This is a genomic window from Mesorhizobium sp. WSM4833 (assembly GCF_055811095.1).
In genome coordinates this window covers 260,084-272,725 of record NZ_JBVVQG010000008.1, presented here as the reverse complement: position 1 = coordinate 272,725, position 12,642 = coordinate 260,084, and the positions used below count along the sequence as shown (strand labels likewise).

15 protein-coding genes and 1 pseudogene are annotated in these 12,642 nt (G+C 63.1%); 11 read left to right on the top strand and 5 right to left on the bottom strand.

The window, feature by feature from the left end; all coding sequences use genetic code 11:
- The first annotated feature begins 119 nt into the window (after positions 1 to 119).
- Positions 120 to 602, top strand: coding sequence for a hypothetical protein (locus AC0L2D_RS18440; RefSeq protein WP_063167997.1), 483 nt, complete (start codon positions 120 to 122; stop codon positions 600 to 602).
- Between the two features lies 1 nt (position 603).
- Here the strand turns inward: AC0L2D_RS18440 and AC0L2D_RS18435 are convergent, their stop codons facing one another.
- Complete coding sequence (locus tag AC0L2D_RS18435; RefSeq protein ID WP_473541808.1) at positions 604 to 2,493, bottom strand: L,D-transpeptidase family protein; 1,890 nt, start codon at positions 2,491 to 2,493, stop codon at positions 604 to 606.
- A gap of 210 nt (positions 2,494 to 2,703) precedes the next feature.
- Positions 2,704 to 3,450 (bottom strand): 3-oxoacyl-ACP reductase family protein, encoded by a 747-nt coding sequence (locus AC0L2D_RS18430; RefSeq protein WP_013531692.1) that lies wholly within the window; start codon positions 3,448 to 3,450, stop codon positions 2,704 to 2,706.
- A 99-nt stretch (positions 3,451 to 3,549) separates the two neighbouring features.
- Between AC0L2D_RS18430 and AC0L2D_RS18425 the strand changes: the two genes are divergently transcribed.
- Both AC0L2D_RS18425 and AC0L2D_RS18420 read left to right on the top strand, forming a co-directional pair.
- On the top strand, positions 3,550 to 4,164 hold the full coding sequence (locus AC0L2D_RS18425) for a TetR/AcrR family transcriptional regulator (RefSeq protein ID WP_473541806.1): 615 nt from the start codon (positions 3,550 to 3,552) through the stop codon (positions 4,162 to 4,164).
- Between the two features lie 75 nt (positions 4,165 to 4,239).
- Positions 4,240 to 4,635 (top strand): annotated as a pseudogene (locus tag AC0L2D_RS18420) (rhodanese-like domain-containing protein).
- Between the two features lie 13 nt (positions 4,636 to 4,648).
- Here AC0L2D_RS18420 and AC0L2D_RS18415 read toward each other — a convergent pair.
- Complete coding sequence (locus AC0L2D_RS18415) at positions 4,649 to 5,557, bottom strand: alpha/beta hydrolase (protein WP_027161593.1); 909 nt, start codon at positions 5,555 to 5,557, stop codon at positions 4,649 to 4,651.
- A gap of 47 nt (positions 5,558 to 5,604) precedes the next feature.
- On the opposite strand from AC0L2D_RS18415, the gene AC0L2D_RS18410 reads away from it, so the two are divergent.
- Positions 5,605 to 6,057 carry a MarR family winged helix-turn-helix transcriptional regulator gene (locus AC0L2D_RS18410; RefSeq protein WP_013531696.1) on the top strand — a complete coding sequence of 151 codons (453 nt, stop codon included), beginning with the start codon at positions 5,605 to 5,607 and terminating at the stop codon, positions 6,055 to 6,057.
- An 18-nt stretch (positions 6,058 to 6,075) separates the two neighbouring features.
- On the opposite strand, the gene AC0L2D_RS18405 is transcribed toward AC0L2D_RS18410, so the two are convergent.
- Together AC0L2D_RS18405 and AC0L2D_RS18400 are read right to left on the bottom strand one after the other, a co-directional pair.
- Positions 6,076 to 6,687: a pyridoxamine 5'-phosphate oxidase family protein gene (locus AC0L2D_RS18405; RefSeq protein ID WP_473541804.1), complete on the bottom strand. Its 612-nt coding sequence runs from the start codon at positions 6,685 to 6,687 to the stop codon at positions 6,076 to 6,078.
- A 72-nt stretch (positions 6,688 to 6,759) separates the two neighbouring features.
- On the bottom strand, positions 6,760 to 7,113 hold the full coding sequence (locus tag AC0L2D_RS18400) for a gamma-butyrobetaine hydroxylase family protein (RefSeq protein ID WP_013531698.1): 354 nt from the start codon (positions 7,111 to 7,113) through the stop codon (positions 6,760 to 6,762).
- Between the two features lie 199 nt (positions 7,114 to 7,312).
- Between AC0L2D_RS18400 and moaA the strand changes: the two genes are divergently transcribed.
- From moaA to AC0L2D_RS18365, 7 genes are all read left to right on the top strand, one after another.
- Positions 7,313 to 8,308, top strand: a complete 996-nt coding sequence (moaA, locus tag AC0L2D_RS18395) for a GTP 3',8-cyclase MoaA (protein WP_473541802.1) — start codon at positions 7,313 to 7,315, stop codon at positions 8,306 to 8,308.
- 90 nt (positions 8,309 to 8,398) lie between these two features.
- The gene (locus tag AC0L2D_RS18390) at positions 8,399 to 8,833 is read left to right on the top strand and encodes a hypothetical protein (protein ID WP_224620939.1); all 435 of its coding nucleotides are present in this window, start codon (positions 8,399 to 8,401) and stop codon (positions 8,831 to 8,833) included.
- A 119-nt stretch (positions 8,834 to 8,952) separates the two neighbouring features.
- Positions 8,953 to 9,312 carry a hypothetical protein gene (locus tag AC0L2D_RS18385; RefSeq protein WP_013531701.1) on the top strand — a complete coding sequence of 120 codons (360 nt, stop codon included), beginning with the start codon at positions 8,953 to 8,955 and terminating at the stop codon, positions 9,310 to 9,312.
- 221 nt (positions 9,313 to 9,533) lie between these two features.
- Positions 9,534 to 10,454 (top strand): DMT family transporter, encoded by a 921-nt coding sequence (locus AC0L2D_RS18380; RefSeq protein ID WP_013531702.1) that lies wholly within the window; start codon positions 9,534 to 9,536, stop codon positions 10,452 to 10,454.
- Between the two features lie 48 nt (positions 10,455 to 10,502).
- Positions 10,503 to 11,129 (top strand): molybdenum cofactor guanylyltransferase MobA, encoded by a 627-nt coding sequence (gene mobA, locus AC0L2D_RS18375; protein ID WP_473541799.1) that lies wholly within the window; start codon positions 10,503 to 10,505, stop codon positions 11,127 to 11,129.
- Complete coding sequence (mobB, locus tag AC0L2D_RS18370; protein ID WP_064993183.1) at positions 11,126 to 11,635, top strand: molybdopterin-guanine dinucleotide biosynthesis protein B; 510 nt, start codon at positions 11,126 to 11,128, stop codon at positions 11,633 to 11,635. Before mobA ends, mobB begins: the two co-directional genes overlap by 4 nt.
- Before the next feature lie 157 nt (positions 11,636 to 11,792).
- Positions 11,793 to 12,578, top strand: a complete 786-nt coding sequence (locus AC0L2D_RS18365; protein WP_013531705.1) for an ABC transporter substrate-binding protein — start codon at positions 11,793 to 11,795, stop codon at positions 12,576 to 12,578.
- Positions 12,579 to 12,642 lie beyond the last annotated feature (64 nt).

Below are 12,642 nucleotides of genomic sequence, written 5' to 3'. Positions count from 1 at the left end.
GCTGCGTCACGGGCTCCCGGCGCCAACTTCGGCGGACGCCCTGGCGCGGGCCTTGCGTCAGTCGTGCTTTGATGGCTGACTGTCGTTCCCTGGAATAGCTCCGGGCGCCGCATTGGGGGATGGGGATGGCGACGGCAAAGCACGTGATGAAGCGCATATTGATGATGTTGGCCGGCTACTTCGTATCGGTGCTGGTCGGCCTGATCGCCGTGGCGGTGATCTATGGCGTGCTCAGTTCCTTGCCCAATGCGCCCAACTATTTCGACGTCATGGGCGTTTCGCCGATCGCGGTGCTGCTGGTGCCGCCGCTCGGCATGTTCGTCTATTTCCTGACGATCGTGGTGACCGCGTTGCAGACGCTGATCTTCGCGCTGATCGCCGAGTTCTTCTCGTTGCGCAATGTCCTGCTGCACATGGTTTTCGGCGCTGGCGCCGCAGTCGGCGGCTTCGCCCTGATCTGGCCGAGCGCACCGGAGGACATGGACCCGGAGCGTTGGGTCGACATCGGCATCATTGCCGCTGCCGGCCTTGTCGCCGGGTTGCTCTATTGGCTGATCGCTGGGCGCGACGCCGGCTTCCGACGGCCACTGTTCGAGCGCTAAATCAACTCGAAGGCGAGCGAACCGCCTCCGTGGCATCCAGGGCCTGCTTCAGCCGCGAGTCGCGGTCGTAGACGTCGCCGAAATATTCGACCTTGCCGGACAAATCGGGCCAGGCGGTGAAATAGGCGACATAGACCGGGATCGTGCGGGTCACGTTCTCGGTCGCGTGGCCGTGCTTCAGCTTCTCGGCGATATAGTCCACGGAGGTGCCAAGCACCGCCGCCGCCATGCCGCGCGGGTCCTGCAGCCGCACGCAGCCATGGCTGAGCGCGCGCATATCGCGCTGGAAGAACGATTTCTGCGGCGTGTCGTGCATGTAGATCGCATGCTTGTTGGGGAACAGGATCTTCAACTCGCCCAGCGCGTTGGCCTCGCTCGGCTGCTGGCGCACGCTGTAGGGGATGTTCGAGCCATAGGCGCCCCAGTTGACCGCCGACGAAGGAATGCGCTTGCCGCGCGAATCCGTCACCTCATAGCCGGCCCGGTCGAGATAGCCCGGATCGTTGCGCAATCTCGGCAGCATCTCGTTGACGATGATCGACTGGGGCACGCCCCAATAGGGATGGAAATCGACCTGCTTGATCTGGTCGTAGAAGAAGGAGGTCTGGTTGGTGGTCCGGCCAATGACGGCACGCGTCTTGAGCTTTTCCTCGCCATTGTCGATGTAGCTCGCGGTGAAGGCCGGCTGGTTGATGAAGACGCGCGGGCTGCCGAGATCGGAGGGCAGCCAGCGCAGTTCCTCCAGCGCCACTTCCACCTTCAGCAGCTTGTCGGCCTTGGATGTTCCGGCCAGCGTCGCGACGGTGCGCGGGCCGATGACGCCGTCGCCCTTCATGCCTGCCTTCTGCTGCACGGCCTTGATGACCGGGACCAGTTCCGGATCATAGACGTCGCTGGTGGCCAGCCTGGACAGGACCTCGCCATAGGCGCCGCCCATCTCGTCATCGAGATTGCGCGCGATCAGGGTCAGCAGCTTCGGCAGTTCGGGGCTGGTTTCGCCCGGCTTCAGCAGCAGTTTGGGGTCGACGACGATTTCGTTTTCCGCACTGGCCTGCAGCGCTTCCAGTTCGACGCGCAGCGCCTGGTATTCCGCATTCTGCGGGTGCCGCGATTCGAGATAGGTGCGCACCTGCTGGGTATGAGCCAGCGTTTTCAGCACGCCTTGCAGATCGAGCGGCTTGGCCGGGAAATCATAATAGCCGGTCATGCGGTTGGGATCGACGCGGCCGTTCTGGGCGTCGTGGGCATAGCGCAGCACACGCGCCGAAAGCGCCATCTCGAAACGGACGAGTTCTTTCAGTTGCGCATTGGCATCGGTCGACGATGCGCCGGCAGCGGGCACTTCGACCGTATAGTCGGCGGGCGTGAGGCCATAGCTTGAAGCCTCGCCAAGCACCCGCACCGCATCCTGCGCACGGCTGTTGAGGCTGGTTCCGCTTATCCAGATGAAATCCGGATTGGCCGAGTAGTACGCGATCAGCGCCTTGGCGATGTCGGGCTCGGCTAAGAGTTCGTAGTCGCCCAAGCTGGCAACCGCATCACGAAACGCGGCACCCGTAGCCGACGGGACGAAGGCGGCGTCCTGCGGTGTCGCCGGCGCCGGCGTCGCGGCCAATGCCGAGAAGTCGACGCGAACCAGCCGGTCGGCCTTGTAGGTGTAGTAGGACGGGCTGCTGATCTTCACATTGCCGCCGCCGCCACCGGACACTTTCGGCTTTGGCTTGTTCTTCGGTGGCGGGGGCGGAAACTCGCCTTTCGGCGCATGCCTGACGCCGCCGCCGAAAAGCATGTCGAAGAGCCCCTGCGCGCCTGCCTGGGGTACACCGAAAGCCAGCGTCGCCGTGATTGCCATCAGCGGCATCACGGTTGCTTTGTTTCCGAGGAATTTCATGAATCACCCGCTCCGGCCGCAACCGGTTCCCGTTCCGCACGCTCGATCGTCCCGCTCACCGCATGGCGGATGTAAGGCGCGACTATACTGATTCATACCGATTTCGTTAAGCTTTCATAAATTTTGGAAAGCCTGTTGCAGAACGGTTTCACAAGATCGTGACGGCTGGAGCGGAGGGTGGTTCCGCCCCAGCCGGAAATCCCCGCGGGATCAGGCGTTGGCGCCGCCATCGATGGTCAGGGCAGCGCCGGTGACGAAGCGGCCTTCCGGGCCTGCGAGCCAGGCGACCATGCCGGCAATGTCGTCGGCCTTGCCGAAGCGCGGCGTTGCCATCTTCCGGCGCTGATGCTCGGCATGCGGGCCGTCGGCCGGGTTCATGTCGGTGTCGGTCGAACCGGGGTGGACGACATTGGCGGTGATGCCGCGCGGGCCGAGGTCACGCGCCAGCGCCTTGGTCAGGCCGACCAGCGCCGCCTTGCTGGCTGAATAGGCCGTGAGGCTGCCGTCGGTCGCCCGCTCGGCAAGGTTGCTGCCGATCGAGATGATGCTGCCGCCCTCACCCATATGGGCGGCCGCGGCCTTGGAAGCGATGAACGGGGCCCGGAGATTGACCTCCATGGTCTCGTCGAAATCGGCGAGCGACAGCGTGTCGATTGGGGCGGCGCGCCAGATGCCTGCGCTGTTGACCAGGATGTCGAGCCGGCCAAAGGCGGTTACGGCGTCATCGACTGCCTTGTCTAGGGCGACCGCATCGCGGTTGTCGGCCTTGATCGCGATGGCGCGGCCGCCCTTGGCCTCGATCTCGGCGACGACAGCGCGGGCCTGTTCCTCGCCATGCACATAGGTCAGCGCGACGCTGGCGCCATCGGCCGCCAGCCTCCGCGCAATCGCCGCGCCGATGCCGCGACTGCCGCCGGTGACGAGCGCGGCCTTGCCGTTCAATCTGCTGGAAGACATCGAATTCTCCTTTTATGTAATGATCGATACATAAATATCTGTCAGCCTTGCCCGCTGGCGTCAACTGAATTATGTATCGATCAACACAGAAAGAGCGTCATGTCGGAACGAGGCCGTCCCCGCACCTTCGATCGAACCGCGGCCCTGCGCCGCGCGATGCAGGTGTTTTGGGCGCGTGGTTACGAAGGTGCATCGATGAGCGAGCTGACCGCCGCCATGGGCATCAACTCGCCCAGCCTCTACGCTGCCTTCGGCAGCAAGGAGGCGCTGTTCCTGGAGGCGACGGATTTTTACTCGCACACCGAGGGTGCCGACATCTGGCTGGCATTGGACGAGGCTCCGACCGCGCGGCAGGCGATCGAACAATTTCTGCGCCTGACGGCGAAAGCCTATGCGCAGAGCGATCGCCCGCAGGGCTGCCTGATCACGCTGGGTGCACTGCATCAGGATTCGAGCCGCGGCGCCATCTGCGACGATCTGCGCCGTCGTCGTGCCGAAAACCACACCGCCCTGCAGAAGCGTCTGGAGCGCGGCGTTGCCGAAGGCGAATTGCCGGCGGATTTCGATTCGAATGCCGCTGCGACCTTTTTCGCCACGGTCCAGCACGGCATGTCGATCCAGGCACGCGACGGCGCCTCGCACGCTGCCCTGCTGGCGACGGTTGCCGGGGCCATGGCAGCCTGGAAGACGATGGCCGGCGGCAGCGCGGCGTGACAAACGCCGGCTGATGTGCTCGAAATTCTGACTTGCCAGCAATACTAGGGCCGGCAGGCCGGGAGGGATGAGAGCGTGAAAAAGGGTTATCGCGAGCTGCTGGACGAGGCGAACGCCGTGATCGAGGTGGTTTCGCCGGAGGAGGCGGCCGGGCTGATCGACGATGAAGACACCATCTTCGTCGATCTGCGCGATCCGCGCGAAGTGGAACGCGACTGCAGGATTCCCGGCGCCAAGCATGTCACGCGCGGCATGCTGGAATTCTGAATCGACCCCGAAAGCCCTTACCACAAGCCGTTCTTTGCCTCGGGAAAGAGCTTCGTGTTCTTCTGCGCAGGCGGCTGGCGCTCGGCCCTGGCCACAAAGACGGCGCAGGATATGGGGCTTTCGCCGGTCAAGCACATCCTTGGCGGCTACACCGCATGGAAGGCCGCCGGACTGCCGGTCGAACCCGGCGAGAAGAAGAAATAATCTCGACCGCCGCTCAATGCAGCAGCAATGGCTCGCGATGAGTCACGAAGCCGACCGCGCGTTCGACCACGCCCTTGTCGGCAAGAATGCGGCGATGGCCAAGCCCGTCGGCCCAGTAGAGCCGCACATGGCCGCCGGCGCCGGCATAGCGCCTTGCGTGATCGGCCGAGACTTCGCGGTCGTCCGGCGCGTGGATGACCAGGGTCGGCACCGGTGCCTGGGCGAGCTGGCGGTCGCCGGTGAATTCGTGCAGCGGCCGGCCGGAAAGATGCTCGACCCGGTCCGCCATGGCGGCTTGCGAGCGCGGGCCGACATTCAACATATGACTGAAGTCGGCAAAGATCGCCGGCAGGGAACTTGGCGCCGCGATCAGCACCAGGCGTCCCGCCGCCAGCGGCGGGATGTTCTTGACCGAACCGGCGATGGCATTGGCGGCGACGGCGCCGCCGAAGGAATGGCCAACCGCCGCCGCGAACGGGCCGAACCATTCGCCGGCAACCCGCACCGCATCCACCGCATTGACCATGTTCAGGCGCCGGCCCTGCGACTGGCCGTGGCCAGGCAGGTCGAGCGAAACGACCCTGTAGCCGGCGGCGCGATAGCCTTCGATCAAGGCGCGCATATATTCGGTGCGCGAGCGCCAGCCATGGACGACGAGCACCGTGCCGACGGCCGCCCTGCCCGGCTCGGGCCGGAACTCGTGCACCATGACGCAGCCGGTCGCGGTCTTCAGCCGGTGATGACGCGCCTCGGTCATGAACCCCGTCGCACGCTCGACAGCGCGGCGCTCGCCATCGCTGAGCGCCTTGACATTCGGGGTGCGGCAGAACAATTCGAACGCCGCGCGTCCGCTGAGCCGCGGCGCGACACGCTCTGCCGCACCGAACACGCCCCGGATGACCTTCAGCCCGAATGATGCCATAGTGAGAATCCATCCATACGTTCAAGCATGAACATAATAGTTCAAAGATGAACAATAAACAAGAGCTGCCTTGGGACAACCCGCGTTTCCGCAACTGGGTCGCGGTGGCGCGCGCCTGCCATGTGCTTGAGCGCACGCTGGCGGTGAAACTTGCGCCGCTCGATTTGAAGCCGGCGCAGCTCGACGTGCTGATGAACCTCTATCGCCACCCCGGAATGTCGCAGCACGATCTTGCCCGCAAGCTGCTCGTCGGCCGCTCCAACATCACCATGCTGTTGCCGCAGCTGGAAGCGCGTGGCCTGCTGCGCCGCGAAGGCGACGAGAAGGACAAGCGCATCCTGCGGCTCGCGCTCACCGAGGCCGGCGAGGCGCTGCTGATGCAGGCGCTGAAAGTGCATATGGCGCTGATCGAGAAGGCGATGAGCCAGTCGACGCCGGAGCAATGCGACATGATCGGCGAGCAGATGCGCAAGATCTATGATGTGCTGAATGAGGCGTGACGGCCTTTCAGCCCGGATCTACCACATCGTCTTCTTCGCCCGTTCCGGCCATTCCTTGTCGTAGGTTTCGCCGTCGATGTTCTTGCGGCTGGTGATTTCCAGGATCTGTCCGGGCGTCGGCAGCGACTTCGGCTCGACATGCCTTGCCGGGTTCCAGAGCTCGGAGCGGACGATGGCCCGGGCGCATTGGAAATAGACCGCATCGATGTCGACGACGGTTACCGATCGCGCCGCCTTGCCGTCCACCGTGAATGACGCGCACAGCACTGTATCCGTGGTGATGTGAGCGCGGCCATTGACGCGCAGCGTCGTACCGGAGCCCGGCACCAGGAACAGCAGGCCGACGCGTGGGTCGCGGATGATGTTTTTCAGCGAATCGGCGCGGTTGTTGCCGCGTCGGTCCGGCATCATCAGCGTTTTCGGATCATGGATGCGCACGAAGCCGGCGAGATCGCCGCGCGGCGAACAGTCCAGCCCCTCCGGTCCGCTGGTCGCCAGCGCGACAAAGGGCGAGGCTTCGATGAAAGCGGCATATTCGGGAATGACGTGGTCGAGTTCCTTGACCAGCGAGGCCTCGCCTGGAACGCCGTAGAGTGCCTCGAGCTGCTCGACCGTGGTGATGACCGACATGTTTTCGCCTCCAAACCTTTGCCGGCGCTACCCCAGATCGATGACGTTTTGACGACAGCGAGAGGAATCAATCTAGCGGTCCCGGCTCAATCCCTTTTCCGCAAGCTCCGCGAGATAGGCTTCCCAGCGCGCATCCTTCTCGTGGCCGAGCGTATGCAGGTAATTCCAGGTGAAGATGCCGGTGTCGTGGAAATCGTCGAAGGTGATGCGCACGGCGTAGTTGCCGACCGGCTCGATCTTCAGGATCGCCACATTGCGCTTGCCGGGGACCGTCACCCGCTGATCCGGCGAATGGCCCTGCACTTCGGCCGATGGCGAGGCGACGCGCAGCAGTTCCGCCGGCAGTTCGAACGGATGGTGGTCGGGAAAGGTGACGGACAGAAGTTTGCGGTCCTTGGAAACCCTGAGTTCTTTCGGTGCGGTCATGCTGTTCGATCCCGTGTCATCCGCCCTTCCCTACGCCGCTTCGCCAAACGGGAAAAGGTCTGATGAGACCGACCGACATGCGATGTCGGCTGAGAGATGTTACCAAAGATCGAGAGGCGCTATCTTGAACAGCAGGCCGGATCGTATCACATAGCGGTATATAACGAAGCCGTTCACGGCCACGGGAAGCGCTTGAAGCATGGACATGATTGATCCTTTCGGCCGCACGATCAGCTATCTCCGCGTGTCGGTTACCGACCGCTGCGATTTCCGCTGCACCTATTGCATGGCCGAGGACATGGCCTTCCTGCCGAAGAAGGACCTGCTGTCGCTGGAAGAGCTCGACCGGCTGTGCACGGTTTTCATCGAAAAGGGCGTCAGGCGATTGCGGCTGACCGGCGGTGAGCCGCTGGTGCGCAAGAGCATCATGCATCTGGTGCGCCAGCTGTCGCGGCATCTCGAAAGCGGCGCGCTGGAAGAACTGACGCTGACCACCAACGGCTCGCAGCTGTCGCGCTTTGCCGCCGAACTCGCCGATTGCGGCGTCAGGCGCATCAACGTGTCGCTCGATACGCTCGATGCCGACAAATTCCACAAGATCACCCGCTGGGGCCATCTCGACAAGGTCATGCAAGGCATCGATGCCGCGCAGGCGGCCGGGCTCAAGGTCAAGCTCAACGCAGTGGCGTTGAAGGATTTCAACGACGCCGAGCTGCCCGAGATGATGCGCTGGGCGCATGGCCGCGGCATGGACCTGACGGTCATCGAAACCATGCCGATGGGCGAGATCGATGCCGACCGCACCGACCAGTATTTGCCGCTGTCGCTGCTGCGCGCGTCGCTCGAACGCCAGTTCACGCTGACCGACATTCCCTTCAAGACCGGCGGCCCGGCGCGCTACGTCCAGGTCGCCGAGACCGGCGGACGGCTCGGCTTCATCACGCCGATGACGCATAATTTCTGTGAGAGCTGCAACCGCGTCCGGCTGACCTGCACCGGCACCCTCTATATGTGTCTCGGCCAGGAAGATGCCGCCGATCTGCGCGCGCCCTTGCGCGCCTCGGAAGGCAACGAGCTGGTCGCCGAAGCAATAGACGAAGCCATCGGCCGCAAGCCCAAGGGCCATGACTTCATCATCGACCGCCGCACCAGCCGCCCATCGGTGTCGCGCCACATGAGCGTCACTGGCGGCTGATCTTTCCGTGAAATTCATGCAATATCGCTTCGGGATCATGACTTCGAGGCGAGCATGCGGCTGCACTCTTCATTCCTGGTCATTGCGACAATGGCAGCAACCAGTGCGGTCGCCGCGCCATTCACCTATGTGAACGATCGCTTCGGCACTGTCTGCACCTTTCCCGACGACGTCTTCACCGATCGCCAGCCGGAGCCCGACAATGGCGACGGACAGCAATGGCTGAGCGCCGATGGCGCCAGCCTGATCTGCTCGGGCATCCTCAACGTCGACGACGACACACCGAAAGGCTTTGTCGCGGCGGAGAAGGCGAGCAAGGAGCCGGGCTACAAGATCACCTACAGCAAGGCCGGAAAGGACTGGGCCGTGCTGTCGGGCCTGAGGGATGGAAAGATATTCTACGAGCGACGTCTGTTTGGGAAAGACGGTATCATCCGTACGGTCTGGGTCGACTACCCGCCGGCGCTGAAGTCGAAATACGATCCGCTGGTCGGCGCCATCGCCGGCAGTCTCAAGGGGCCATGACGGTTTCGGACCACACCCCAGAAAAAGTCTTGTTCGCGAACCGCAGCCGGATTTACGGCCAGTCTGTTCCAGCCTAGCCTTCCCCTGGAAGCTGCTCTTCGCTCACAGGGGGATACACCATGCGCAAACTCGTTCTTTCTCTGGCACTGCTTGGCCTCGCGGCCGTGCCCGCGGCGGCGCAGTCGATCGGCGGCACCTATACGGTCGCCGGCACCAACTTCGACGGCTCGGCCTATGGCGGCGAAGCCACCATCACGCTGACCAGCGGGACGACCTGCGCGATCCATTGGGAAACTGGTGGCTCATCTTCCGACGGCATCTGCATGCGCAACGATGATGCCTTCTCCGCCGGCTATGTCATGGACAAGGACATTGGCCTGGTCGTCTACAAGGTGGCGGCGGACGGTTCGCTGCACGGTCTTTGGACGATCGCCGGCAAGGAAGGCAATGGCACCGAGGTGCTTACGCCGAAGAAGTAAGTTCGCCATCGCAGGCGATATTCCGGGCCACAAACAAGGCTGTGGCCCAGTCCTTTGCTGTTGCTGTTTCATGCCCGACTGTTACAGGCTTGCTGCCTAAAGCGCGTCGCGTTTGAACGGATTCAGGCCACGCGCTTCAGGTCTTTGTTTCTTATGCATGTCGTTTCCCCAAAACCGAGGTCACTTTTGGGCGATATGTATTAGCAGAACCGGTAGCCGTCTTGCCCCTGTCTCCAAATCTTCGCGGCGCGTTGTTCATGATGGTGGCGATGGCCGGCTTCACCCTCAACGACGCCATAACCAAATACTCGTCGCAATCGATGAACATGGCGCAGGTCATGTTGATCCGTGGGGCTTTCGCTTCGCTTTTCGTCGGCCTGCTGGCCTGGCAGCGCGGCGCTCTCGCCCGCCCGGGCTCGATGCTGCAGCCTCTGGTCGCCTTGCGCGTGATCAGCGAGGCCGGCGCAACGGTGAGTTTCCTCGTCGCCCTCGCCCATCTGCCGATCGCCAATGTTTCGGCGGTGCTGCAGGCGCTGCCGCTGGCGGTGACGATGGGAGCGGCACTTGTCTTTGGCGAGACTGTCGGCTGGCGGCGTTGGCTGGCCATCGCCATCGGATTTGCCGGCGTGCTGATCATCGTGCGGCCGGGCTTCGAAGGGTTCAGCGTCTACTCGCTGTCGGCGCTGGCCAGCGTCGCCTGCTGCGCGGTGCGCGATCTCGCCACCAAGCGGATTCCCAAGGCCATTCCGACATTGCTGGTGTCGACGGCAACCGCGCTTGCCATGACCATCGTCGGCGCGGCGCTGTTGCCGGCAATGGGCGGCTGGACGCCGATGACGGGCAACAGCACGGCCCTGCTGGCCCTGGCGGCTGTGCTGGTGATTATCGGCTACCAGTTCATCATCATGGCGATGCGGGCGGGCGATATCTCCTTCATCGCGCCGTTCCGCTACACGGCCCTGATCTGGTCGATCCTGCTTGGCCTGTTCATCTTCGCGGACATTCCCGATCTGCCGATGATCGTCGGCGCCACCATCATCATCGGCTCCGGCCTCTATGCGCTCTACCGCGAGCGGGTCGTCGGCCGGCGCAAGATCGTCGCCGAAAGCACGGGGCCAAGCATGGTTCCGGACGGAATCTAGCCAGATCATTCTTGTGATTTCCGACGGCTGGCGTACAGGCTTCGTGGCATGAAGCGAGACATTGCGGGGATTGTTCTGGCCGGTGGCCAGTCGAGGCGGATGGGCGGCGGCGACAAGAGCCTGTTGCCGCTTGGCGATGGCTGCCTGCTTGACCAGGTCGTGTCGCGCTTCGCCCCGCAAATAGAATCGATGGCGCTCAGCGCCAATGGCGACCCTGCACGATTCCTGCGCTTTGGACTGCCGGTGCTTGCCGACAGCGTGCCCGGCTTTGCCGGTCCGCTCGCCGGAATCCTGACCGGCCTCGAATGGGCCGCGGCCAACAGGTCTTGCAAGGCGATCGTCAGCGCTGCCGGCGACACGCCTTTCCTGCCGTTGGACCTTGTCGAGCGTCTGGCAGGGGCCGCCGATCAAAGCCCCGGTTCTATTGCCGTTGCCCGCTCGGCCGGCAAGCGGCATCCGACCTTCGCGCTTTGGCCGATCGGCTGCCGCGATGCCTTGCAGCACTTTCTGGTCGATGAAGATATCAGGCGGGTTTCGGCTTTCATCGACCGGCAGGGTTTTGTCGAGGTAGAATTCCCGGTTCCGCCATCGGCGGGGGTCGACCCTTTCTTCAACATCAACGAGCCGGACGATCTTGTGTCTGCCGAGCGTCTGTTGCAGAGCATCAAGCCATGAACAGACGCGTCTTCGGCATCACCGGCTGGAAGAATTCCGGCAAGACGACTTTGACCGAGAGGTTGGTCAGCGAATTGGTTCGGCGCGGCTGGAAGGTGTCGACGGTGAAACATGCCCACCATGACTTCGACATCGACAAACCTGGCGCGGACAGCTTTCGCCACCGGCAGGCCGGCGCCACCGAAGTCGCGATCGTCTCCGGCGTTCGCTGGGCACTGATGCACGAGCTGCGCGGCGAGGATGAGCCGACATTGGAGACTGTCCTGTCGCGGCTTGCCCCTTGCGACCTCGTGCTGGTCGAGGGCTACAAGCGCGAAGCCCACAGCAAGATCGAAACCCGCCGGCTGGATGCGAAGGACCGTACGCCGCTTTCGGCGGGGGATCCCAACATCGTCGCTGTTGCCGCCGATTTTGCCATTGAAGGCGAGCTGCTGCCGGTATTCGATCTCGACGATGCAAAATCGATAGCCGACTTCATCGAGCGCACCACCGGGCTCGTTGCTTGAGTGCTGACGCAACGGCAGAATAGCCTTGCCCATTTTTGCGGTTTTGCAGTTGCTTTTTTCTTGGAAAGAGTGGGAGTATCGCGCCAGCGGGCGGTCAAAAGCACCGCCCCACAGAGCCGTTCGGAACGACGGCCGGGACCATAAAGAGAGGACCATCATGCGTATTTCACTGCGTATCGCGCTTGCCGCATCGGCCGCGCTGCTGACGCTCGGCGTCGCCCAGGCCCAGGAAAAGACCCTGAGGATCGGCACCGAAGGCGCCTACCCGCCCTTCAACAACCTTACCGCCGATGGCCAGCTCGTGGGCTTCGATATCGACATCGCCAAGGCGCTTTGTGATGAGATGAAGGTCAAGTGCACCTTCGTCGCCCAGGATTGGGACGGCATCATTCCAGCCCTCCAGGCCGGTAAATTCGACGCCATCGTCGCCTCGATGTCGATCACGCCGGAGCGCAAGGAGAAGGTCGACTTCTCGAACAAATACTACAACACGCCCTCGGCGATCGCCGTGCCGAAGGACAGCACGCTGAAAGGCGTGACCAAGGAAGATCTCGCCGGCAAGACCATCGGCGTCGCCACCACCACCACGCATTTCAACTATGCCTCGAAGACCTACACCGACAGCACCGTGAAGGGCTATCCGAGCAGCCCCGAGGAGCAGGCCGATCTTGCCAATGGTCGTCTCGACGCCATCGAGGACGATATCGTCGTGCTGCAGCAGTTTCTGGACTCGCCTGACGGCGCCTGCTGCAAGATCCTCGGCCAACCTTCGCCGCAGCCGGTCGAGATTTTCGGGCCTGGCGCCGGCATTGCCGTACGCAAGGGCGAAACCGACCTGGTCAACAAGCTCAACTCGGCCATCGCCGCCATTCGCGCCAATGGAAAATACAAGGAAATCAACGACAAGTATTTCAAGTTCGACGTCTACGGCGCCGAGTCCTGATAAGCCAGGTCAAGACGGCGGGGAATTTCCCCGCCGTCTTTCTATTCGTCTTGGGAATGCCGTG

Bases quoted from the DNA above. Each gene is read 5' to 3' on its own strand.
- AC0L2D_RS18440 (WP_063167997.1), top strand. From the start codon at position 120: ATGGGGATGGCGACGGCAAAGCACGTGATGAAGCGCATATTGATGATG.
- AC0L2D_RS18435 (WP_473541808.1), bottom strand. From the start codon at position 2,493: ATGAAATTCCTCGGAAACAAAGCAACCGTGATGCCGCTGATGGCAATC.
- AC0L2D_RS18430 (WP_013531692.1), bottom strand. From the start codon at position 3,450: ATGTCTTCCAGCAGATTGAACGGCAAGGCCGCGCTCGTCACCGGCGGC.
- AC0L2D_RS18425 (WP_473541806.1), top strand. From the start codon at position 3,550: ATGTCGGAACGAGGCCGTCCCCGCACCTTCGATCGAACCGCGGCCCTG.
- AC0L2D_RS18415 (WP_027161593.1), bottom strand. From the start codon at position 5,557: ATGGCATCATTCGGGCTGAAGGTCATCCGGGGCGTGTTCGGTGCGGCA.
- AC0L2D_RS18410 (WP_013531696.1), top strand. From the start codon at position 5,605: ATGAACAATAAACAAGAGCTGCCTTGGGACAACCCGCGTTTCCGCAAC.
- AC0L2D_RS18405 (WP_473541804.1), bottom strand. From the start codon at position 6,687: ATGTCGGTCATCACCACGGTCGAGCAGCTCGAGGCACTCTACGGCGTT.
- AC0L2D_RS18400 (WP_013531698.1), bottom strand. From the start codon at position 7,113: ATGACCGCACCGAAAGAACTCAGGGTTTCCAAGGACCGCAAACTTCTG.
- moaA (WP_473541802.1), top strand. From the start codon at position 7,313: ATGGACATGATTGATCCTTTCGGCCGCACGATCAGCTATCTCCGCGTG.
- AC0L2D_RS18390 (WP_224620939.1), top strand. From the start codon at position 8,399: ATGGCAGCAACCAGTGCGGTCGCCGCGCCATTCACCTATGTGAACGAT.
- AC0L2D_RS18385 (WP_013531701.1), top strand. From the start codon at position 8,953: ATGCGCAAACTCGTTCTTTCTCTGGCACTGCTTGGCCTCGCGGCCGTG.
- mobA (WP_473541799.1), top strand. From the start codon at position 10,503: ATGAAGCGAGACATTGCGGGGATTGTTCTGGCCGGTGGCCAGTCGAGG.
- mobB (WP_064993183.1), top strand. From the start codon at position 11,126: ATGAACAGACGCGTCTTCGGCATCACCGGCTGGAAGAATTCCGGCAAG.
- AC0L2D_RS18365 (WP_013531705.1), top strand. From the start codon at position 11,793: ATGCGTATTTCACTGCGTATCGCGCTTGCCGCATCGGCCGCGCTGCTG.